The following is a 17006-nucleotide window of genomic DNA, read 5'->3' on the forward strand; positions in this document are numbered from 1 at the left end:
CCCTCCCCCAGCACCACGTACCCCACCAGCCTCTTGTCCCCCGGCGCGTCCTCGTGCACCCCCGCCGCCGCGTCCCTCACTCCCGCCAATTCCCTCAGCGCCGCCTCCACCTCCCCCAACTCCACCCGGAAGCCCCTCACCTTCACCTGCTCGTCCAACCGGCCCAGGAACTCCACCACCCCATCCCCTCTCCACCTCGCCCTGTCTCCCGTCCGGTACAGCCTCGCCCCCGCCTCCCTCGCGTACCCATCCGGCACGAAGCGCTTCGCCGTCAGCTCCGCCCTCTCGTGGTACCCCTGCGCCAGCTGCGCCCCGCCGATGTACAGCTCTCCGGCCACTCCAATCGGACACAGCCTCCCCTGCCCGTCCAACACCAGCAGCTTCGTGTCCGGCAGCGGCACTCCAATCGGCGGCAGCCTCGGCCAGCTCCCCGGCGGCCCCTTCAACCGGTGCGCACTCACCACGTGCGTCTCCGACGGGCCGTACTGATTCTCCAGCACGCACCCTGGCAACTTCTCGAAGAAGGCCACCACCGCCGGCGTCACCTGCAACTGCTCTCCCGCCGTCACCACTTCCCTCAATGACGTGGGCACACTCGCCCCGTGCGCCACCGCGTCCGCCAGCGCCTGCAGCGCGACGAAGGGCAGAAACAACCGCTCCACCTGGTGACTCACCATGAAGTCCAGCAGCGCCGGCACGTCCTGCCTCAGCGCCGCCGGCGGCACCACCAGCGCTCCTCCCGCGCTCCACGTCGAGAAGATTTCCTGGAAGGACACGTCGAAGCTCAGCGACGCGAACTGCAACGTCGTCGCCTCCGCTTTCACCGATTGCGCTCGCTGCCACAGCAAGAGGTTGCACAGCGCCGCGTGCGACAGCGCCACCCCCTTCGGCTTCCCCGTGCTCCCCGACGTGTACACCACGTAGCAGGTGCCTCCAGGTGGCACCGCCCTCGGGGGCGCCATGTCCGGACGCCTCCCTATCTCCCCCGCCTCCTCGTCCACGCACAGCGCCAACTCTCGCGCCCGCTCCGGCAGCACCGCGCGCTGACTCGCCCGCGTCAGCACCCGCACCACCTTCGCATCCTCCACCATGTACCCCAGCCGCTCCGCCGGGTACTTCGTGTCCAGCGGCACGTACGCCGCCCCCGCCTTCAATATCCCCAGCACCCCCACCAACTGCTCCAGCGAGCGCTCCATGCACAGCCCCACCCTGTCCCCCGCACCCACTCCCGCACCGCCCAGGTGCCACGCCAGCTGATTCGCTCGCTTCTCCAACTGCGCGTACGTCAGCTCCTCCCCTTCGAACACCACCGCCACCGCCTCCGGCGTCCTCCCCGCCTGCGCCTCCACCAACTCGTGCGCGCAGACCTCGATGCGTGATTCGACGGTCGTCGCGTTCCACGTCTCCAGCACGAGGTGTCGGTCCAGCTCCGTCACGAGGGACAGCTCGGACAGGCGCAGGTGAGGCGCCACCACCGCTCGCTCCAGCAAGCGCTCCAGATGCGCCACCAGGCGCTCCGCGGTCGCGGGCTCGTAGAGGTCGGTGCGGTACTCCAGCATCCCCGACAGCCCCGTGGGCGACTCGCTCAGCGTCAGCGTGAAGTCGAACTTCGAGGTGCCGCTGTCCACATCCAGCGGACGAAAGCGCAGCCCCGGACTCTCCAGCGCGGCCATGGGGGTATTGACCAGGACCAGCGCCACCTCGAAGAACGGCGAGCGCTTGGGCTGGCGCTCCGGCTGGAGCGCCTCCACCAGCTTCTCGAAGGGCACGTCCTGGTGCGAGTACGCCCCCAGCGTCGTCTCACGCACGCGAGACATCAGCTCACGGAACGTCGGGTCTCCGTCCAGCTTGGTGCGCAGCACCAGCGTGTTCACGAAGAAGCCGATGAGTCCTTCCGTTTCCGGAGAGGTGCGTCCCGCGACAGGGGCCCCCACGCAGATATCGTCCTGCCCCGAGTACCGCGACAGCAGCGCCTGAAGCCCCGCGAGGAGCCCCATGAACAGCGTGGCGCCCTCCTGACGACAGAAGCCACGCAGCATGCGGACCAGCCCCACCGGCAGCTCCACCTTGAGCACCGCGCCCGGGTTGGAGGCCCCGGCGATGCGAGGGTGGTCCGCCGGAAGCTCCAGCGCGGGCGGGGCGCCCTCCAGGCGCTGCCTCCACCACGAGAGCTGTCGCTCCAGCGCCTCCCCTCGCAGCCGCTCGCGCTGCCGCACCGCATGGTCCGCGTACTGGAGGGGCAGCTCCGGCAGCGGCGAGGGCCGGCCCGCGCTGAAGGCCTCGTAGAGCGCGACCACTTCCCGGATGAGCACGGAGATGGACCACGCATCCGAGATGATGTGGTGCATCGTGACGACGACCACATGCTCGCGCTCCGTCAGTCGCAACACCCGCGCGCGCAAAAGCGGACCCCGGACCAGGTCGAACGGCCGCCGAGCTTCCTCGCGCACGGTGCGCAAGCCGATGGCTTCACGCTCCGACTCCGGCAGGTAGCGCAGGTCCTCCACTTCCAGGGCCATGGGCGCGTTGCCCGCGTGAGCCACCACCTGGAGCGGCCGCCCATCCCTCGCGGGAAACACCGTGCGCAGCGACTGATGTCGACACACCAGCTCCGTGAACGCCCGTTCCAGCGCCGCCACGTCGAGCGTCCCCTCCAGCCGCAACGCCGCTGGCAGGTTGTAGAGCGGGCTGCCCGGTGCGTACTGGTCCAGGAACCACAGCCGCTGCTGCGCGAACGACAACTCCGCCTGACGCTCGCACGGAACCAGCGATGACGGCCGCGCCTCACGCGAGGGATGCAGTGGCTCCAGCACCTCTCCGGGCTGCAACGCCACCAGCGCATCGATACGTCCCGCCAGCGCCGATACAGTCACCAGGTCGAACATCTCCTGAAGCGACAGCTCCACCCGCAACGACGTCCGGATGCGCGAGAGCACCTGTGTCGCAAGCAGGGAGTGGCCACCGAGTTCGAAGAAACTGTCGAGCGCGCCCACCTGCGGGATGTTCAACACCTCACTCCAGATATGCGCGACCGCGCGCTCCGTGTCGGTGCGGGGTTCCACCGCACGGGTGACGCTGCGCTCTACGAGGAGGTCCTGGGAGCGTGGCTGGGTCATGGCGAGGGGCCTGGGAGGGGAGTCCAGGTAAAACAAGTCTTACTGAGAAAACCTGTGCAAATGCACGCAGCCCCCTACCAAGGATGACGGGTTCACACTTGGGCGCGTGGTGTACGACTGACCCGGGGATGCATCGTTCAGGGCAGGGCATCCGTAAAATTGCTTCAAGCCTGGATGACCAGCGCACTGCGCCAAAGCAGACTGTCCTATAGTGCTCGTTTCAAACCGACCATGAAGACAACGCTCTCACTCATGACGCTCCTCGCCGCTGGTGTCAGCCACGCCGCGGGGTTTCAGATCGACACGCAGAGCGCTCGCGCCACGGGCCTGGGCAACGCGGCCACGGCGTGGCTGGAGGACTCGTCCGCGATCTATTCCAACGCGGCCAACATCCTGGGCGTGAAGACGTTGGACATCACCGTGGGCGACACCGGAATCCTCCCGAGCCTGAAGTTCACGCCGACGGGGGGCACCACACAGGGACAGAAGCTGACGCTGTCACCACCGCCGCATGTCTTCGCGGTGTTTCGGCCCTTTGAAAAGCTCGCGTTCGGCGTGGGTGCGTACACGCCCTATGGCGCGCGCAGCCACTGGGAAGAGGACTTCGTGGGGCGCTTCCGCGGGCAGGAGTCGAACCTCGCCGCGTATTACATCAACCCCACCGTCGCGTATCAGCTCCACGAGTCCGTCCGCGTGGGCGCGGGCGTGGACGTCGTGCGCTCCACGGTGGAGATCCGCCGGGCGCTGAACTTCCTGGAGAGCGAGGGCTCCATCCACCTGGGCGGCGGCGCCTGGGGCGTGGGCTTCAACGCGGGGCTCCAGGCGGAGCTGCTCCCCGGGGAGCTGACGCTGGGCGTGCACTACCGCAGCTCGGTCGCCGTCACGTTCGAGGGGAAGGCGGACTTCCAGAACATCCCCGTGGAGTTCCAGCAGCGCATGTCGGACCAGCGCGTGAGCGCGGACGTCACCTTCCCCGCCACGCTCGCCATCGGCCTGGCCTTCTATCCGATGGAGCGGCTGACCATGGCCCTGGACGCCCAGGTCACCTACTGGTCCAGCTTCGAGGAGCTGGCCATCACCTTCCCCGACACGCCGCAGCTCAACAACCCCTTGGCCAAGAGCTGGTCGACGAAAATAAAGTACCACCTGGGCGCCGAGTACGCCGTCACGCCCCAGCTCCAGGCGCGCGCGGGACTGGTCGCCGACCTGTCGCCGAGCCCCTCGGACACGCTGACGCCGGACCTTCCGGACGCGGACCGCTACAAGGTCGCCATCGGCGCGGGCTACACCACCACGGCCGGCCTGCGCGCCGACGTGGGCTACCAGTTCGTCTTCCTCGCGGACACGGAGAGCACCGCGCCGGGCATTGACGGAACCTACTCCGGCTCCGCGCACGTGCTCGGCGTGACGCTCGGCTACGCCCTGTAATCAGCCCCCGGGATTGGCGATGACATCCATCGTCCGGTGCATGCGCGCCAGTCCCAGCCGCACGAGCGCGCGTCGCATCTCCGCCTGCCCCCAGAAGTGCTTGCGGAACACATCCCGGTCCAACCGCAGCAGCGTGCAGGGCGTCAGGGCCTTCACCGTCGCCGTGGCCCGGTGCCCTCGCAGCAGGGAGACCTCGCCGAAGAGGTCTCCCTCCACCATGTCGGGATACGCCGTCGTGTGCCCATCCGCGTGCGTGTGGAAGACGCCGCAGCGGCCGCGCAGCAGGATGTAGAGCGCCTCACCTGGCTGGCCGTAGGTGAGCAGTTGCGCCCCGGCCTCCACCGCGCAGGGGACGAGCGCGCTGCCCAGCTGAGCCCACAGCTCCGGCGACAACTCGCTCAACACGGGACTGCCGCACAAGGCATCCGCGAGCAGCCTCTCGCGACACCGCATGGCGACCACCGGAGCGTCCAGTCCGTAGCGCGAGCCCGTCAGCGACAGGCCCGTGTGAGACAGCTCCCGCAGCACCGTCCGCTCCAGCGTGACGACGCTCGCGGTCCGGGGACACTTCGCCATCATCGCCAGCTCTCCGAAGAAGCCGCCGCCCGAAAGCTGCGTCACCAGGCGGGCCTCGCGCCTCCCGGCCTCCCGGTACACGCCCACCTTGCCTTCCAGGATGACGAACATCGACGAACCCGGGTCTCCCTCGCGAACCACCACGCGGCCCGCGGGGAGGAATCGCGTCCACACCGGGAGTGGAGCGGGCCCCACCGGCGACGCCTCGGGCGCGGGAATCGTGGCGCCCACGCGAGGGGACGATTCCCCAGGCTCGGGAGTCTGAGTCGAACAGGGACCTGGGGAAGCCAGACGCGCCATGCTGCCTCCACGGTGGAGCCGCATGACAAACCTAGACGCCTTTGAAATATGCCGCAGTGAACGGCTTCACATCCCGAATGCCCAGCGGTGCTAAGGGGTTTCCCTGCCCAGGCGCTCGGGATGGACCAGGGTGATGACTCCCCCCTCGTAGGACAGCAATCCCTCGCGCACATAGAAGCGCAGCCACTTGTTGGTGCTCTCCCGGGTCAACCCGCAGAGGTTCGCCAGGTCTGTCTGCGTGAGGTTGCAAGGGATGACCACACCTCCGGGCCCGTGAACACCCTGCTCCCTCCCCAGGTCCAGCAACACCCGAACCAGCCGCTCCCGCGCATCCAGGAAATGGGTGTCATGAACCAGCTGGGTGACATGCCTGACCATCTGGCTCAAGGTCGCCAGCAAGCCCAGCGAGATACCCGGACGGGTCTCCAGGAACCGGCGGAAGTCCTCCCTCTGGAGGGTCAGCAACTCCGACTCCTCGCGCGCGACGGCATCCGTGGACCGGGGCTCTCCATCCAGCAACGCCAGCTCCCCGAAGAAGTCCCCCCGCCCCAGCAACGAGAGAATGACTTCCTTGCCGTCGGGCGAGCTCAGCCGGATGTCAATCTCACCGCGCCGGATGATGAACAGCGACGTCCCCACGTCTCCCTGATGGAAGACAACCTCGCCTCGCGCGAAACGCCGTGGACGCAGCAGCGAGGAAAGACTCTCCAGGGCTTCGTCCTCCAGTCCAGCGAAGAGCGAGACTTCGGACAGCAGCGCAGCGTGTGACATGGCATCCCCCATGGCTCACCCAGACGCTCTCGCGCCCACGCGAATCAGAACCCACTCACACCCCACATTGCATCACCCCCGCCCGGGTGGAAACGCGTCAACGCATTCGCCCCGGAGTCTCAGCACTCTTGACACCGCGCGGCGCACATGGCACTTAGTCGCCCAATAACGATAATGAGAACCATTCTCATTATCCCACTTTTACCTCGGACCCCTCGGGTACCGGCAGGAGAAGGCCCCGATGGGAGACACACCGCGAGTGGCACTGGTGACGGGTGCCGCGCAAGGCATTGGCGCCGAGGTCGCGCGGGTGTTGGCCGGTGAAGCGACCATCGCCGCGCTCGACACGAACGCGGAGGGCCTGCTGTCGCTGGTGGCGGAGCTGCGCGGCAAAGGCCAGCGGGCCACGGCCTGGCCCGTGAGCGTGAGTGACGCCTCCGCGGTGGAGACCGTCGTGGAGCGCATCGAGAAGGAGCTGGGGCCCATCCACACGCTCGTCAACGTCGCGGGGGTGCTGCGGATGAATCCGGTGGTGTCGCTCAGCGACGAGGACTGGGCCACGACGTTCGGGGTGAACACGAACGGGGTGTTCCATGTCTCGCGCGCGGTGGCCCGGCGCATGGTGCCTCGCCGCGCGGGGGTCATCGTCACCGTCGGCTCCAATGCCGCGGGGACACCCCGGATGCAGATGGCCGCGTATGCCGCATCCAAGGCCGCGTCCACCATGTTCACCAAGTGCCTGGGCCTGGAGCTGGCTCAGTACGGCATCCGCTGCAACGTGGTGTCTCCGGGCTCCACCGACACGGCCATGCAGCGGGGCATGTGGAAGGACGAGCACGGCGCCGACGCCGTCATCGCCGGAGCCTCGGAGACGTTCCGCGTGGGCATTCCCCTGCGGCGCATCGCCACGCCCCGGGACATCGCGGAGGCGGTGCAGTTCCTCGCGTCGGACCGCGCGCGACACATCACCATGCACGACCTCTGTGTCGACGGCGGCGCCACGCTGGGCGTCTGATCCCGTGCCCTCCTCCACCCGGCGCCCGGGTGGCTCGAAGTTGAGATGGATTCTTTGTTTCAGGATTGAAACGACAGGTTTGCTCCAGGGCCGCGCCCGCGACGAGGGCGTGGCCTTCGGAACAGGAGGTTGGCTGTGAAGACGACCGAACGCGCAGTGGCAACCCAGAAGCTGGCCGCGCAGTTGCTCGAGAGCTACGAAGCGGGCTCCTCATTCTTCTTCGCCTCACCCCGCCGCACGTTGCTGGCGCAGGGCACCTTCGCCACGGTGCCGCACGTGGGCGGGACGAGCTCGCTCGCGCGGCTGCCCGAGCGCGTGGCGGCGGTGCTCAGCGAGGCGCGGCAGGCGGACCACGACATCCCGGTGGCGGTGGGCGCGGTGCCCTTCGACGGGCGCGTCCCGGCGCAGCTCGTGGTGCCGATGACCATCCAGCGCGCGGGGCCTCTCGTATTCGACGACGTGGCGATGCCGCACCAGGGCGTGCCCACGCGCTACACCGTGCAGCCCGTGCCGGAGCCGGCCGCCTATCTGGACGGCGTGGCGCAGGCGCTGAAGCTGATGGAGAGCGGCCCGTTGCGCAAAGTCGTGCTGTCGCGCTCGCTGCACCTGAGCTCCACGACGCCCATCGACCTGCAGCGGCTCTTGCACAACCTGGCCCGGCGCAACCCGTCCGGTTACACCTTCGCGGCGGACCTGCCCACGCGCCCGGGGCTGATGCCCGGCGAGGGCCGGCGCACGCTGATTGGCGCGAGCCCGGAGCTCTTGGTGTCCCGCTCGGGAATGCAGGTGCTGGCCAACCCGCTGGCGGGCTCGATTCCGCGCAGCCCGGACCCGGTGGAGGACCAGGCTCGCGCGGCGGCCCTGCTCCAGTCCCCCAAGGATTTGCACGAGCACGCGGTGGTCATCGACGCGGTGGCGGAGGCCATGCGGCCGTTCTGCAAGACGCTGGATGTGCCCGCGAAGCCGTCGCTCGTCAGCACCCAGACGATGTGGCACCTGTCCAGCCGCATCGTGGGAGAGCTGGCGGACCCGTCCATTACGTCGCTGACGCTCGCCGTCGCGCTCCACCCCACCCCGGCCGTCTGTGGCTACCCGACGGAGCTGGCGCACGCGACCATCGGCCACATCGAGCCATTTGACCGCGGCTACTACACGGGCACCGTGGGTTGGTGCGACGTGAATGGTGACGGCCAGTGGGCGGTGACCATCCGCTGCGCGGAGGCGGACGAGAACTCGCTGCGGCTGTTCGCGGGCGCGGGCATCGTCGCGGGCTCCAAGCCGGAGTCGGAGCTGGCGGAGACCGAGGCGAAGTTCCGGACGATGCTGGTCGCCATGGGCCTGGGTCAGGGCGTCGAGGTGAAGCCGTGAGCCAGGGCGACTCCCGGCTGCCCGGCTGCCCCACGTGGCCCCAGGATTACGCCGAGCGCTACCGCAGCGCGGGCTACTGGAAGGGTGAGACCTTCGGACGGATGCTGCGCGAGCGCGCCGAGCGTCATGGCGAGCGCACCGCGCTGGTGTCCGGCAAGGAGCGCTGGACGTACCGCGAACTGGACGCGCGCGTGGACCGGCTCGCCGCGGGCCTCAAGGGCCTGGGCATCCAGCCCCAGGACCGCGTGGTGGTGCAGTTGCCCAACATCGGCGCGTTCCACGAGGTGTGCTTCGCCCTCTTCCGACTGGGGGCCCTGCCCGTCTTCGCACTGCCCGCGCACCGCGCTTCGGAGATCGGCTACTTCTGCGAGTTCACCGAGGCGGTCGCCTACGTCATCGCCGACCGGCACGGCGGCTTCGACTACCGCAACCTCGCCACCAGCGTGCAGGCGAAGACGCCGTCGCTCCGGCACGTCATCGTCGTGGGAGACGCGGGGCCCTTCACGTCGTTGGAGAGCCTGTATGCCGACTCGCCCGTGGAGCTGACGGAGCCGCGTCCCGACGACGTCGCCTTCTTCCAGCTCTCCGGCGGCAGCACGGGCGTGCCCAAGCTGATTCCCCGCACGCACGACGACTACCTGTACAGCCTGCGGGCCAGCGCGGAGATCTGCCAGTTGGACGCGTCGAGCGTGTACCTCTGCGCGCTGCCCGCCGCGCACAACTTCCCCATGAGCTCGCCGGGCGTGTTCGGCACGTTCTACGCGGGAGGCACCTCGGTGCTGGCCCTGCACCCGAGCCCCGACGTGGCCTTCCCGCTCATCGAGAAGGAGAAGGTCACCATCACCGCGCTGGTGCCTCCGCTGGCCATGGTGTGGCTGGACGCGGCCAAGGCGCGCAGGCATGACCTGTCCAGCCTGCGCGTGCTCCAGGTAGGCGGCGCGAAGTTCAGCGCCGAGGCCGCCGCGCGCGTGAAGCCCGCGCTGGGCTGCACGGTGCAGCAGGTCTTCGGCATGGCCGAGGGACTGGTCAACTACACGCGCCTGGACGACTCCGAGGAACTCATCGTCAACACGCAGGGCCGCCCCATCAGCGTGGACGACGAGATTCGCATCGTCGACGAGGACGGCCAGGACGTGGCGACGGGTGAGACGGGCCAGTTGCTCACGCGAGGGCCGTACACCATTCGCGGCTACTACAAGGCGGAGGCGCACAACGCTCGCGCCTTCACGTCCGACGGTTTCTACTGCACCGGAGACCTGGTGCGGATGACCGCGGACGGGTACCTCGTGGTGGAGGGCCGCGCGAAGGATCAGATCAACCGGGGCGGCGACAAGGTCGCGGCGGAGGAAGTGGAGAACCACCTCCTGGCCCACCCGGAGGTTCACGACGCGGCCGTCGTCTCCATGCCGGATGCCTTCCTGGGCGAGCGCACCTGCGCGTTCGTCATCCCCCGGGGCACGCCTCCCGCCGCCACGTCGCTGACCGCGTTCCTGCGGGAGCGGGGGCTGGCGGCCTTCAAGATTCCGGACCGGGTCGAGTTCGTCGAGACGTTCCCCAAGACGGGCGTCGGCAAGGTCAGCAAGAAGGCGCTCCGCGAGACGCTGAGCCGCCCCACCGCTCCCCGCTGACACCCCCTCCCTTCTCCTTCCTTCCAGAAAAGGACCCCTCATGGCGCTCCCAGCCATCACCCCCTATCCGATGCCCGGTGCCGCCGACCTGCCGAAGAACAAGGTCGCGTGGACGCCCGACAGCAAGCGGACCGTGATGCTCATCCACGACATGCAGCGCTACTTCGTGGAGGCATTCACCCCCGGCCAGTCCCCCGTGACGGAGCTGGTGCCCAACATCCAGCGGCTTCGCGCGCACTGCCTCTCGCTGGGAATCCCCGTCGTCTACTCCGCGCAGCCGGGCGGCCAGACGCCGGAGCAGCGCGGCCTGCTGCTCGACTTCTGGGGCGGCGGCATCAATGGCGGTCCGCTCCAGAAGCAGATCATCGACGCGCTCACGCCGGGCGAAGGTGACCTCCAGCTCACCAAGTGGACCTACAGCGCGTTTCGTCGCACGGACCTGCTGGAGATGATGCGCGCGCGCGGCAAGGACCAGCTCATCATCTGCGGCATCTACGCGCACATCGGCTGCCTCCAGACGGCCAGCGATGGCTTCATGAGCAACATCCAGCCCTTCCTGGTGGCGGATGCGCTGGGCGACTTCTCCCTGGCGCACCACCAGCTCGCGCTGAGCTACGCGTCGCAGCTCTGCGCCGTCACCACCACCACGCAGCAGGTCATCGACTCGCTGGGCCTGCCCGCCGTCAAGGGCGCTCCCGGACTGAGCCAGCACCAGGTGCGCGCGGATGTCGCGGAGCTGTTGCAGCAGTCGGTGATGGAGGTGAACGAGGATGCGAACCTGCTCGAGCAGGGCCTGGACTCCATCCGGCTGATGAGCCTGGTGGAGCGGTGGCGGAGCGCGGGCGCGGAGGTCACCTTCGTGGAGCTGGCGGAGCAGCCCACGCTCACCGAGTGGTACGTGCTCCTGCGCGCCATGCCCCTTCCGCCTCCTGACGCGAGCAGCGTCCAGGTGGCCCTCCACCGTTAAGCGCCGCCCACGGAAGCGAGGCTCCCCCCACCTCGCTCCATGCCGATGCCCCCTCTCGAAGGACCTGCGATGACCGAATCACACGACGCACGCTGGCCGCTCACCGCGGCCCAGCACGGAATCTGGGTCGGTCAACAGCTCGACCTCGCGAGCCCGATCTACAACGCCGGGGAGTGCATCGAGCTTCGTGGCGCCATCGTCCCCGAGCACTTCGAGGCCGCCGTCCGTCAGACGGTCGACGAGGCGGAGGCCCTCCACGCGCGCTTCGAGTCCACCCAGGAAGGCTCCTCCCAGCTGGTCAGCCCCCGCGTGGAGTGGGCGCTCCAGCACGTGGACGTGTCCACCGAAGTGGACCCGTGGGCCGCCGCCCAGGCGTGGATGAAGGAAGACCTGACGCGCACGGTGGACCTCACCCGAGGGCCGCTCTTCGCCCAGGTGCTCTTCAAGGCGGGGCCGGAGCGGTACTTCTGGTTCCAGCGCGTGCACCACATCGCCATGGATGGGTATGGGTTCTCGCTGCTCACCCGGCGCGTGGCGGACCTCTACACGTCTCGCGTGACGGGCAAGGCCGCGCCCGCGGGCTTCGGTCCCCTGCGCCCCGTGCTGGACGAGGACGCGGCCTATCGCGCCGGTCCCCAGTTCCAGAAGGACCGTGACTTCTGGGTCGGCCGCCTCGCGGACGCTCCGCTGCCGGTGACGCTGGCGCCGCCGGCCCCCATGTCCGCGTCGTTCGTTCGCTCCACCCGGATGCTCGCGGGCACCGATGTGGAGCGGATGCAGGCCGTGGCGAAGCAGCTCGGACTGACGTGGCCGGACCTGGTGCTCGCGGCGACGGCGGCCTGGATTCACCTGCGCACCGACGCACCGGAGGTCGTGCTTGGCCTTCCGGTGATGACGCGGCTGGGCTCGGCGGCGCTGCGCGTGCCGTGCATGGCCATGAACATCGTGCCGCTGCGAGTGCCCGTCTCCCCCGGTGCCACCCTGGCCTCACTGGCCCGGCATGTCGCCGCGGAGATGCGCGCGTCCAGGCCCCATCTGCGCTACCGCTACGAGCAGCTTCGACGCGATCTGCGCCGCGTCGGTGGGCAGCGCAAGCTGTTCGGCCCCGTGGTCAACATCATGCCGTTCGACTACGGCGTGCGCTTCGCGGGCCTGCCCGGCATCGCGCACAACATCTCCGCAGGGCCCGTCGAGGACCTCTCCATCGGGATTTATGCCCGCTCGGACGGCGGTGGCCTGCGCGTCGACTTCGACGCGAACCCGGTCTGCTACGACGCGCGCGCCGTGGACTCCCATCAGCAGGAATTCCTCCGGCACCTGGACACGTGGCTCGGCGCGCCCGAGCAGGCCGTTCGCGAGCAGGTCCTGTCGACCGGTGGCGACGCGTCGGTCCTGGATGGAGGCCCGCTCCCCGCGCCCGCCCACCCGGTGCTGGAGCTCATCGAATGCCAGTCCCGTGAGCAGCCGGACGTCATCGCCGTGGAGCATGGCGAGCACCGCCTGACGTACGGCGAGCTGTGGCGGGTCGCCGGGTCGCTCGCGGAGCGCCTCGTCGCCGAAGGCGTCCAGTCCGACACGCCCGTGGCGGTGAAGGTGCCACGCGGAATCGACGCCATCGTCGCGTCGCTGGGCATCCTGCGCTCCGGCGCGGGCTACCTCCCGCTCGACCCCACCGGCCCCGCCTCCCGCTCGGCCGCCATCCTCGACGACGCCGCGCCCTCGCTGATGGTCCTCCCGTCGGAGACCGTCTCCGCCACGGACGCGAGCCCCCGCGCGGCCGGGCACCTGACCGTCCTGAAGCGCGACGTCGCCGCGCAGACGGTCACCCCTCGCGCCGAGGCTGAGCGGCTCGCGTACGTCATCTACACCTCCGGTTCGACGGGCCAGCCCAACGGCGTGCAGATTCCTCACCAGGCGCTGGCACACTTCGTCGCGGGCGCCACGCACCGCTACGCCGTCACCCGCGAGGACCGCATCCTCCAGTTCGCGCCGCTGCACTTCGACGCGAGCGTGGAGGAGGTCTTCCTGGCGCTGACCTCGGGCGCGCGGCTGGTGCTGCGCACCGACGAGATGCTCCAGTCCGTGCCCCGCCTGCTCGAGTCCTGCGCGGTCCACGGCATCACCATCCTCGACCTGCCCACCGCGTTCTGGCACGAGCTGGCCTACGCGGTGTCCACGGGCGCGGCGCGGCTGCCATCCTCCCTGCGCACCGTCATCATCGGGGGCGAGGCGGCCCTGCCAGAGCGCGTCGCCCGCTGGCGGGCCACCGTCGGTCCGAGCGTACAGCTGCTCAACACCTACGGCCCCACGGAGGCCACGGTGGTGGCGACGGTGGCGTCGCTCGCGGACGCCGGTGGTCCGGAGTCCGAGCGTGACGAGGTCCCCATCGGCCTGCCGCTTCCCGGCGTCCGCGCGGTGCTCGTGGATGCGCAAGGACGACTCGTCGCTCGGGGCTCGGAGGGCGAGCTGTGCCTCATGGGCGGCGCGCTCGCGCGGGGCTATCTCGGCCGGCCGGAGCTGGACAAGGCTCGCTTCATCTCCCTGGCCGCGCTGCCCGGCCAGCCCCGCGCCTACCGCACCGGCGACAAGGCCCGGCTGCGGGAGGACGGACAGCTCGTGTTCGTCGGTCGCGTGGACGACGAGCTGAAGATCAGCGGACACCGAATCGACCCGGCCGAGGTGGAGACGGTGCTCCTGGGCCACCCCGGCGTGCGTGAGGCCGCGGTGGTCGGACAGGTGCTCCCGGGCGGCGCCCGCCGGCTCTGCGCGCACATCGTCGCGGAGGCCCCCGTGCCTTCCGCCGCCGACCTGCGCAAGCACCTGCTCGCGAACCTGCCCGCGCCCATGGTGCCGGGCGCCATCGTGTTCGCCGAGCGCCTGCCTCGCACCAGCACGGGGAAGATCGACCGCGCCGAGCTGCGCAAGGCCACCACCACCGACGCCTCCTCCACCGTGGCGCAGGCCACCACGGAGCTGGAGCGCGTGGTGCTCGGCATCTGGGAGGAGGTCCTCGGCGCCACGGGCCTCACCGCGCAGGACGACTTCTTCGACCGAGGGGGCCAGTCCCTCCAGAGCATCCAGGTGGCCAACCGCCTGGGCATCGCCCTGGGCCGGGAGGTCCCCGTCGCCACGGTATTCCGCTACCCGACGGCCGCCGCGCTGGCCCAGGCGCTGGAGCACGGTGAGGCCACCGGCTCCGAAGCAAGCGGCCCGAGCACCACGATGCTCGCCGACTCGGAGCTGTCCGAGGACATCGTCCCCCGGCCGAACACCACCGCGTCCCAGGGCGTGGGCGGCAGCTTCGAGACGCGCTTCCCGGAACCCCGACAGGTGCTGCTCACGGGCGCCACGGGCTTCGTCGGCGCCCACCTGCTGGACCAGCTCCTGCGCCAGACGCGCGCCCGCGTGGTCTGCCTGGTCCGCGCCAGCGACGAGGCCCAGGCGATGGAGCGCATCCGCGCCGCGCTCACGTCCCAACAGCTTCCGACGTCGGGCCTCGCCGAGCGGGTGCTCGCGCTGCCGTCGGACCTCACCCAGCCGATGCTCGGACTGGACAGCGCGCGCTTCCACGGGCTGGCCGCGGAGTGTGACGTCATCCTGCACAACGCCGCCGTCGTGAGTGTCGTGCGCGAGTACGGCAGCGTCCAGGCCGTCAACGTCAAGGGCACGCGCGAGCTCTTGCGACTGGCCGCCGCCGTGCGCCTCAAGCCCTTCCACTACGTGTCCACGCTGGCCGTGGCGCCCCAGGCGAACGTGAGCCCGGAGGTGCCCGAGGACTTCGTGCAGGCCCACCCCGGACTGCGTGACGGCTATCAGCAGAGCAAGTGGGTCGCGGAGCGGCTGGTGCAGCACGCCTCCGAGCGCGGCCTGCCCGTCGCCGTCTACCGGCTGGGCCGCGTCGTCGGCGCGACGGACACCGCCATCGTCAATCCTCAAGACCTGGTCTGGCGCATCCTGCTCGCGGGCATCCCCTCCGGCTCGCTCCCGCTGCTCGACGTGGGAGAGACCTGGACCCCCGTGGACTACGTGGCGCGCGCCATCGTCAAGCTCTCCCGCGTCGCCACGCCCGGCACGGTGTTCAACGTGACGCCCGTGCCCGACGTGCGACTGCCGGACCTGTTCCGCTGGGTGGGCGAGTACGGCTACCCCGTGGACCTGCTCCCCATCCCCGCCTGGCGCGCCCGCGTCGCCGAGCGCGCCGGCACCGCGGACAACACCACCACCCTGGCCTTCTTCGACCTGCGCTCCGGTGACTCGGCGCCCGCGTTCGGCCTGGGCCCCATCCGCTGTCAGCGGTTGCATGAAGCCCTGGAGGGCACCGGCATCACCTGCCCCCAGGCGGATCGCGACCTCTTCTTCCGATACCTCGCCTGGTGCGTCACGCGCGGCCTGCTGCCCGCGACGCCTGGCTCCCCCAAGGAAACGGCCCCCTCGTGATGAACCGAACCTGGAATCCCCGCACCTGGCGGGAGAAGCCCGTGAAGTACATCCCGGATGACTATCCGGACATGCGCGCCCTCCACCGAGTGGAGGAAGAGCTGTCCCGACTCCCTCCGCTGGTCCACCCCTCGGAGACGCGGCGGCTCACCGCCTCGCTCGCGCAGGTGGCGCAGGGCAAGGCCATCCTGCTGCAAGGCGGAGACTGCGCGGAGAGCTTCAAGGAATTCACCACTGACAACATCCGCGACACCTTCCGGCTCATCCTCCAGATGGCCGTGGTGCTCACCTTCGCGGGCGGACGCCCCGTGGTGAAGGTCGGAAGAATCGCCGGCCAGTTCGCCAAGCCGCGCTCCAGCCCCGTGGAGACGCTCGACGGTGTCACCCTCCCCGCGTACCGGGGCGACATCATCAACGGCATGGACTTCGAGGCCGCCGAGCGAATCCCCGACCCCAAGCGGCTGCTCAAGGCCTACCACCAGTCCTCCGCCACGCTGAACCTGCTGCGCGCCTACTCGCAGAGCGGCTACGCGGACCTGTGCAACCTGCACCGCTGGACGCTCGACGGCGTCTCCGGCTCACCGCAGGGGGACCAGTACCGCAAGCTCGCGGACTCCATCTTCGAGTCCCTCTGCTTCATGAGCGCGCTGGCGCCGTCCCCGGAGTACACGGCCGCGCCCACGCCCACGCCCGTGGACCTCTTCACCAGCCACGAGGCCCTGCTCCTCAACTTCGAGGAGTCGATGACGCGCATGGAGCCCGGCTCCGGCCACTGGTTCGACGCCTCCGCCCACATGCTGTGGATTGGCGAGCGCACCCGCCAGCTCGACGGCGGCCACGTGGAGTTCATGCGCGGCATCCGTAACCCCATCGGCGTCAAGTGCGGGCCCACCATGGACCCCGACGACCTCCTGCGCCTGATGGACGCACTCAACCCGGAGGCCATTCCAGGACGCCTCACGCTCATCGGCCGCTTCGGCTCCGACAAGGTCGCTGACTGCCTCCCGCGCCTGATGGCCGCCACCCGCCGCGACGGCCGCCCCGTCATCTGGTCCATCGACCCGATGCACGGCAACACCCACAAGGCCAGCAACGGCTACAAGACGCGCTCCTTCGACCGCATCCTCTCCGAGGTGAAGTCCTTCCTGGAGGTCGCCTCCTCCGAGGGCGTCCACCCGGGCGGCATCCATCTGGAGATGACCGGGCAGAACGTCACCGAGTGCCTGGGAGGCCCGCTGGCCGTGACGGAGGACGACCTCCACAGCCGCTACCACACGCACTGCGACCCCCGCCTGAACGCGGACCAGGCACTCCAGCTCTCCTTCATGGTCGCGGAAAAGCTTCAGGCCCTGAAGACCCCCCACGCCAGGGCAGCCTAAGTCACCCATCAACCCTTGACA

Annotated in this window: 10 protein-coding genes; 7 read left to right on the forward strand and 3 right to left on the reverse strand. The window is 69.6% G+C overall.

What is annotated here, in order from left to right:
* Nucleotides 1-3116: non-ribosomal peptide synthetase (locus HUA78_RS28765; protein WP_174477605.1), on the reverse strand; the 3116-nt coding region annotated here is incomplete at its 3' end.
* A 231-nt stretch (nt 3117-3347) separates the two neighbouring features.
* Here HUA78_RS28765 and HUA78_RS28770 point away from each other — a divergent pair.
* Nucleotides 3348-4544 carry an OmpP1/FadL family transporter gene (locus HUA78_RS28770; protein WP_174468374.1) on the forward strand — a complete coding sequence of 399 codons (1197 nt, stop codon included), beginning with the start codon at nt 3348-3350 and terminating at the stop codon, nt 4542-4544.
* Here HUA78_RS28770 and HUA78_RS28775 read toward each other — a convergent pair whose 3' ends face one another.
* Both HUA78_RS28775 and HUA78_RS28780 read right to left on the reverse strand, forming a co-directional pair.
* Nucleotides 4545-5351: a cyclic nucleotide-binding domain-containing protein gene (locus tag HUA78_RS28775; RefSeq protein WP_371745681.1), complete on the reverse strand. Its 807-nt coding sequence runs from the start codon at nt 5349-5351 to the stop codon at nt 4545-4547.
* A gap of 159 nt (nt 5352-5510) precedes the next feature.
* Nucleotides 5511-6191 carry a Crp/Fnr family transcriptional regulator gene (locus HUA78_RS28780; RefSeq protein WP_174477607.1) on the reverse strand — a complete coding sequence of 227 codons (681 nt, stop codon included), beginning with the start codon at nt 6189-6191 and terminating at the stop codon, nt 5511-5513.
* Between the two features lie 241 nt (nt 6192-6432).
* Between HUA78_RS28780 and HUA78_RS28785 the strand changes: the two genes are divergently transcribed.
* The 6 genes from HUA78_RS28785 (at nt 6433) to HUA78_RS28810 (ending at nt 16985) form a co-directional block, all read left to right on the forward strand.
* The gene (locus tag HUA78_RS28785; protein ID WP_141646962.1) at nt 6433-7206 is read left to right on the forward strand and encodes a 2,3-dihydro-2,3-dihydroxybenzoate dehydrogenase; all 774 of its coding nucleotides are present in this window, start codon (nt 6433-6435) and stop codon (nt 7204-7206) included.
* Between the two features lie 135 nt (nt 7207-7341).
* Nucleotides 7342-8574 (forward strand): isochorismate synthase DhbC, encoded by a 1233-nt coding sequence (gene dhbC, locus HUA78_RS28790; protein ID WP_141646963.1) that lies wholly within the window; start codon nt 7342-7344, stop codon nt 8572-8574.
* Nucleotides 8571-10202: a (2,3-dihydroxybenzoyl)adenylate synthase gene (locus tag HUA78_RS28795; protein WP_174477608.1), complete on the forward strand. Its 1632-nt coding sequence runs from the start codon at nt 8571-8573 to the stop codon at nt 10200-10202. The genes dhbC and HUA78_RS28795 overlap by 4 nt, the downstream gene beginning before the upstream one ends.
* Before the next feature lie 40 nt (nt 10203-10242).
* The gene (locus HUA78_RS28800; RefSeq protein ID WP_174477609.1) at nt 10243-11169 is read left to right on the forward strand and encodes an isochorismatase family protein; all 927 of its coding nucleotides are present in this window, start codon (nt 10243-10245) and stop codon (nt 11167-11169) included.
* Between the two features lie 69 nt (nt 11170-11238).
* Nucleotides 11239-15606: a myxochelin non-ribosomal peptide synthetase MxcG gene (gene mxcG, locus HUA78_RS28805; protein WP_174477610.1), complete on the forward strand. Its 4368-nt coding sequence runs from the start codon at nt 11239-11241 to the stop codon at nt 15604-15606.
* On the forward strand, nt 15606-16985 hold the full coding sequence (locus HUA78_RS28810) for a class II 3-deoxy-7-phosphoheptulonate synthase (protein WP_174455420.1): 1380 nt from the start codon (nt 15606-15608) through the stop codon (nt 16983-16985). Before mxcG ends, HUA78_RS28810 begins: the two co-directional genes overlap by 1 nt.
* Nucleotides 16986-17006: the final 21 nt, after the last annotated feature.

Origin of the sequence: Myxococcus sp. CA033, assembly GCF_013336625.1 — a bacterium.
Lineage (GTDB): Bacteria > Myxococcota > Myxococcia > Myxococcales > Myxococcaceae > Myxococcus > Myxococcus llanfairpwllgwyngyllgogerychwyrndrobwllllantysiliogogogochensis.

Coding starts and splice junctions, on each gene's coding strand:
- HUA78_RS28770 (WP_174468374.1), top strand. CDS start 3,348: ATGAAGACAACGCTCTCACTCATGACGCTCCTCGCCGCTGGTGTCAGC.
- HUA78_RS28780 (WP_174477607.1), bottom strand. CDS start 6,191: ATGTCACACGCTGCGCTGCTGTCCGAAGTCTCGCTCTTCGCTGGACTG.
- HUA78_RS28785 (WP_141646962.1), top strand. CDS start 6,433: ATGGGAGACACACCGCGAGTGGCACTGGTGACGGGTGCCGCGCAAGGC.
- HUA78_RS28800 (WP_174477609.1), top strand. CDS start 10,243: ATGGCGCTCCCAGCCATCACCCCCTATCCGATGCCCGGTGCCGCCGAC.
- mxcG (WP_174477610.1), top strand. CDS start 11,239: ATGACCGAATCACACGACGCACGCTGGCCGCTCACCGCGGCCCAGCAC.
- HUA78_RS28810 (WP_174455420.1), top strand. CDS start 15,606: ATGAACCGAACCTGGAATCCCCGCACCTGGCGGGAGAAGCCCGTGAAG.